The 5,542-nt window shown below is 59.8% G+C and carries 5 protein-coding genes; all 5 read left to right on the plus strand.

Annotation, left to right across the window (positions count from 1 at the left end; translation table 11 throughout):
- Positions 1 to 943: RtcB family protein (locus H5U08_RS09020; protein ID WP_297032331.1), on the plus strand; the 943-nt coding region annotated here is incomplete at its 5' end.
- Between the two features lie 140 nt (positions 944 to 1,083).
- Positions 1,084 to 1,833 carry a YbhB/YbcL family Raf kinase inhibitor-like protein gene (locus H5U08_RS09025; RefSeq protein ID WP_297032333.1) on the plus strand — a complete coding sequence of 250 codons (750 nt, stop codon included), beginning with the start codon at positions 1,084 to 1,086 and terminating at the stop codon, positions 1,831 to 1,833.
- A gap of 95 nt (positions 1,834 to 1,928) precedes the next feature.
- Complete coding sequence (locus H5U08_RS09030) at positions 1,929 to 2,708, plus strand: DUF434 domain-containing protein (protein WP_297032335.1); 780 nt, start codon at positions 1,929 to 1,931, stop codon at positions 2,706 to 2,708.
- 105 nt (positions 2,709 to 2,813) lie between these two features.
- Complete coding sequence (gene hemB / locus H5U08_RS09035) at positions 2,814 to 3,854, plus strand: porphobilinogen synthase (protein WP_297032336.1); 1,041 nt, start codon at positions 2,814 to 2,816, stop codon at positions 3,852 to 3,854.
- A 303-nt stretch (positions 3,855 to 4,157) separates the two neighbouring features.
- On the plus strand, positions 4,158 to 4,952 hold the full coding sequence (locus H5U08_RS09040; RefSeq protein WP_297032337.1) for a DUF1080 domain-containing protein: 795 nt from the start codon (positions 4,158 to 4,160) through the stop codon (positions 4,950 to 4,952).
- Positions 4,953 to 5,542: the final 590 nt, after the last annotated feature.

The raw sequence follows: 5,542 nt of genomic DNA on the forward strand, positions 1-5,542 counted from the left end.
GAATACGGAAGAAGGCGGCTGCATGGCGGGGGCCGACGCTTCCTGTGTGAGTAACGAGGCCAAAAAGCGAGGGAGCGACCAGTGTGGGACGCTGGGGGCGGGAAACCACTTCCTGGAGGTTCAGGTGGTGGAAGAAATTTTCGATCCCGAAGCCGCTCGGATCATGGGATTGGAGCCGGGAACCGTCTGCGTGATGATCCACTCCGGATCGCGCGGCCTGGGCTATCAGGTGTGTGACGACGCACTCCAGGAAATGCGGCGGTGTCCGGAAAAATATCACATCCAGCTCCCCGACCGCCAGCTCGCCTGCGCCCCTATTAACAGCCCTGAGGGTCAGCGCTATCTGGCGGGGATGCGGGCGGCGGCCAATTATGCCTGGGCCAATCGCCAGCTCCTCATGTGGCAGACGCGGGAAGCCTTCAGCGAATTTTTCGGGAAACCCTGGGAAGAATTGGGCATGGAGCTGGTGTACGACGTTGCCCATAACATCGCCAAGATGGAAAAGCACGTCGTGAATGGCAAGGAAAAACTCGTGTGCGTCCATCGGAAAGGCGCGACGCGGGCATTTCCACCGGGCCATCCCGACGTTCCCGAGCGGTATCGCGCGATCGGCCAGCCGGTCATCATTCCCGGTGACATGGGCCGCGAAAGCTGGGTCCTGGTGGGCCAGCCGGCTTCGATGGAGAAAACATTCGGCACCACCTGCCACGGGGCAGGGCGCGTGCTCAGCCGCAACGCCGCCATTCAGGTCGCACGGGGTCGCCAGATCGACAAAGAGCTGGCGGCCAAGGGAATCATCGCGCGGGCGCACAGTCGGGCAGGACTGGCGGAGGAGCACTCCGACGCCTATAAAGATGTCAGCATCGTGGTGGACATCGTGGATCGCGCGGGACTCGCCAAGAAAGTCGCCCGGCTGCGTCCGATCGGTGTGGTCAAAGGATGAGGGCAGCGAACTCCGGGCGACAAACACGAAGGACGACCGCTCTCCCCGTCCGACGGAGGGCCTGATAGGGAGGCCAGCAGAAGAGCGACGACGCGTGAGTGGACAGGACCATGCGGCGTTTCAGTGTGCCGGAGAGAACCATGAAATCGATGACACTGCTCTCCAAAAAATTCCTGAGGGGAAGCTGGGCGGTTCTGGTGATGGCCGCTGTAACCAGCCTGGGATGTCAGGCTGAAAAAGAGGGCCTGTCGTCTCGGCAATTTCAAATTGTGGGTGACAAGCCCGCCTGTTGCGAAACGGAAGCCGCGACAGAAAGTGGTGCAACGTCTGCTGGGGCCGCTGAAGAGCAATCGTCGTCGGGGAGTTCCGTTGCTGAGGTAACCGGTGAAGAAGGAGGTAAGGCCATGGCCATCAGAATCACCAGCCCTGCATTTCAGTCGGGGCAGCCGATTCCCAAGAAATACACGGGAGAAGGGGCGGATGTCTCGCCGCCGCTGGAATGGTCGGGTATCCCCGAGGGAACCCAGGAACTGGCCCTCATTTGTGACGATCCGGACGCTCCCACGCCGGAACCCTGGGTACACTGGGTGCTCTACAAGATTCCGCCCGATGTGACCAAACTGCCCGAGGATCTTCCCAAAACCCCCAAACTTGACAATCCGCCGGGAGCTCTTCAGGGGAAGAATTCGTGGACGAGCGGTCAGACGATTGGATACCGTGGCCCCATGCCTCCGCCGGGCCACGGCCGCCACCGTTATTACTTCCGCATTTATGCCCTCAATACCAAGCTCAACCTTCCGCCGGGTGCAACGAAGAAAGAGCTCATGAACGCTATGAAAGGACACATTCTGGCGGAAGGCGAATTGATGGGCACCTATGAGCGGAAATAAAGACCGTTGCCCACCGGGTTTGGTTACCGGCAGGGGTACGGACGCCGATTCTGGGGACACGGAGGGAGTGCGTGTTTTGGGAGGACTGATTTTTCGTGCCTGACCGTCGGCAGCATCGTGGTCCTCATCCCGAAGATCATGAACTCTTCGCGCCCAGCCAGTATCCCCGGCTGCTGACGGCGTTCGGTGATCTCTGCTGGCTCCTCGATCGGGGTTACGCGTTGCCCTCGTCTCTCAAGCTGGTGGGCGATCGCTATCAACTGGCGGCCCGGCAGAGATTGGCGCTGGAGCGCAGCGCATGCACGCGGGAAGAACTGTGGAACCGGCGTTCTCGGCAGAAGGAGGTGCACAGCCTCTGTGGTCTGCCGCTTTATCTGGATGGCTATAACGTTCTCACCACCATAGAAGCAGCGCTGGGCGGCGGAGTGCTCATCCGCGGAAGGGACGCCGCTCTGCGCGATATGGCCAGCATGCACGGCTCTTACCGAAAGGTCCAGGAAACCGTCGCCGCAATCGACCTGATTGGAAAGGGCCTTGCCGAGCTGGGTGTTTCCACCGCGCATTGGTATCTCGACAAGCCCGTGTCCAACAGCGGCCGCCTAGCCAAACTCATCCGGGAAATGGCAGCGGAACACGGCTGGTCGTGGCAGGTGGAAATCGTGCAAAGTCCCGATTATGTCCTTATGGAATGCCCCGATGTGATCGCCACCGCGGACAGCGTCATCCTCAACTACTGTGCGGGGTGGGCCAATCTCACCGACTGGCTGGTGACACGCTACGTCCCGACGGCCTGGGTGGTTGATTTTTCGCGCGTGCCGGAGGACGATGAGAACAAATCGGGACAACAATCTTCCGCCGATCATCTGCCTTCGTGAAGCCCACAGACTGGCGTGCACGACACGCGCGGCGACAGCGAACCAGGCCGCCTTCGTCATTGCTGAGCAGAACGGAACAAAGCTGAAAGTAAAGGAGTAAACGGTATGGGTGCAACACCGGCGCGCCGGTTGATCATCGAGCGGTGCCGAGCAGCGGGGTTCCCCACCGTGCGGATGCGGAGACTCCGCTATCACCCGGCAATTCGGCAACTCGTTCAGGCCGTTCGGCTTGATCCCGGCCGGTGGATTCTGCCCCTGTTTGTGCACGCCCGCTCCGAGCCTCGCGTGCCGATCTCCTCAATGCCCGGCCATGATCAGCTTTCCCTGGATGCCCTGCGCGAAGAAATCGAAGAGGTCAAGCGCCTTGGACTGGGAGGTGTTCTCCTGTTCGGCATTCCGGATCACAAAGATCCCCTGGGCAGCGACGCCACAAGTGACCAGGGGATCATCTGCCGGGCGATTCGGGTCATCAAAGACGTAGCGCCGGAACTGCTTGTCATCACGGATGAGTGCTTCTGCGAATACACCAGCCATGGGCACTGCGGCGCGCTGGGGAAAGCCGGAGCCTACGATACCGTGGACAACGATCAGACCCTCCGTATGCTCGGGTGGCAAGCCGTGGCTCATGCTCGCGCAGGTGCCGATATGGTGGCCCCCAGTGGCATGATGGACGGCATGGTGGGGGCGATCCGCCAGGCCCTCGATCAGGCTGGTTTCACCCACGTTCCGATCATGAGCTACAGCGCGAAATACGCCAGTGCGTTTTATGGGCCGTTCCGGGAAGCGGCGGAAAGCGCGCCCCAGTTCGGGGATCGCCGAAGCTACCAGATGGATCCCGCGGCGGCTGCCGAGCAGGCCCTCCGCGAAGTGGAGCTTGACCTTGCCGAGGGTGCCGACATCGTGATGGTCAAACCGGCCACGTCCTACCTCGACATCATCCAGCTGGTGAAAGAACGATTTCCCGGCGTGCCCGTCGCGGCGTACAACGTCTCCGGAGAATACAGCATGGTGTGGGCGGCTGCTGAGAAAGGCTGGCTGGATCTCCAGCGCGTGGCCCTCGAGATGCTCACCGCCATCCACCGCGCCGGGGCCGACATCATCATCACCTACTGGGCCAAACAGGCCGTCAAATGGCTGGAACAGTAGGCCGTGCCCATTTGGTCCCCAAAAACAGTAAAAGAACCTGCCAGGGCCACACAGGAAATTCTGCGCGCACTCCAGAGGATCACCACCCGCCGGCTCGTTCCAGCCTCGCTGGTTGGGCCATATGAGTGCCCGTGTCCTGCCACTTCAAGTCCACGATGGCCCCCGCCGGGACGGCGATCACAGGGAACGTGCGTACGCTTGAACTTTATTTCCCACCGAATGATGATGGTGATTTTGTGCACAGTGTGCGTGCCTCACTGGTTGCTTTCCTGCTGGTTTTGTTTGTTGAGAGGAGGTCCTATCATGCGTGCTCTCACCGTGTGGAGTTCAGCGGTCATCTTGCTTGCGCTGGCAGGCAGTCTTTCTGCTGAGGAATGGATCAGCGGCAAGGTGTGGCAGGAGCCACCTGTCGTCACCCCCGGGGAGGGATGTGGCGCTCCCCCGTCCGATGCCATCATCCTTTTCGATGGAAAAGACCTTTCTGAATGGGAAGGGGGTGAAAACTGGATTGTGGAGAACGGCTACGCCATCGCCCAGAAAAATGGTATCACGTCCAAGAAAAAATTCGGCGATATCCAGCTCCACCTGGAGTTTGCCACACCGGAAAAAATCGAAGGTTCAGGTCAGGGCCGTGGCAACAGCGGCGTCTATCTGATGGGACGTTACGAGGTCCAGATTCTCGATTCGTATCAGAACCCCACGTACTATGACGGGCAGTGCGGGGCCATCTACAAACATCATCCTCCGCTCGTCAATGCTTCGCGAAAACCGGGCGAATGGCAGACCTACGACATCATTTTCACCGCTCCCCGATTCGACAAGGACGGAAAGCTCCTGAAACCGGCCTACGTGACCGTCATTCACAACGGTGTGGTCGTGCAAAACCACTTTGAAATCGAAGGGACCACGGCGTGGGATGCCCCGCCGAAATACGCTCCCCACGCGGAAAAAGAGCCCATCCATATCCAGTTCCACGGCAATCCGGTGAAGTTCCGCAACATCTGGGTGCGGGAGCTCCACGAGCTCAAGTGCGAACAGCGCAAGCCGGAAAAGCCGGAAAAGCCGGAAAAGTCCGAGAAGCAGTCTGACAGCCACTGATCGAGCCCGGTTTTGAAACGGGGATGGACGCTCGACGGAATTGTCCGCCCGACGGACAATCACAGTCGTCGGTTTGGGCACGTCGATGAACCGTGGGATCAAGGGCGGCCAATCGGTCGCCCCTTCCCATTTTTGGAGATGTTGGGGCAAGCAGTCGTTGATGATGTCTCCGTATGGTACGAGGGCGAGAGCACCTCGCAGGGGAACGCCTGTCGTGCCCGTGAAATGCTTTGTCCCTCGCTGGTGGTAGGGACAATTCATAAATGGCCCTACCGGAATATGGCGTCGGCCGTGGTTAATGTGTCTTGAAAGGTGGAGGCACCGGCCCACCGTCATCTGGTTGGCCGGTCGGCATGCCGTTCCCGGTGAACCTTTGGGCATTCCCCCGAGTCCGCTCTTGTTAAACCGCGGCAAAGGGGGGTATATTGCAGGTAATAGCGCCTCGCAGCCGGTCTCGGTGCAGAGGGTGTGGGCATCGGTCTTCCCAAAAATGTCTGGCCCAGCGAATAAATTTTATCCTGAAAGCGTTGACAGGTAGAGTTTATGGCCATCCGCGTTGCAATTTTAGGAGCGACAGGCTATACGGCGGT

Origin of the sequence: Thermogutta sp., assembly GCF_014359955.1 — a bacterium.
Taxonomy (GTDB): domain Bacteria; phylum Planctomycetota; class Planctomycetia; order Pirellulales; family Thermoguttaceae; genus Thermogutta.

Coding starts and splice junctions, on each gene's coding strand:
- H5U08_RS09025 (WP_297032333.1), top strand. CDS start 1,084: ATGAAATCGATGACACTGCTCTCCAAAAAATTCCTGAGGGGAAGCTGG.
- hemB (WP_297032336.1), top strand. CDS start 2,814: ATGGGTGCAACACCGGCGCGCCGGTTGATCATCGAGCGGTGCCGAGCA.
- H5U08_RS09040 (WP_297032337.1), top strand. CDS start 4,158: ATGCGTGCTCTCACCGTGTGGAGTTCAGCGGTCATCTTGCTTGCGCTG.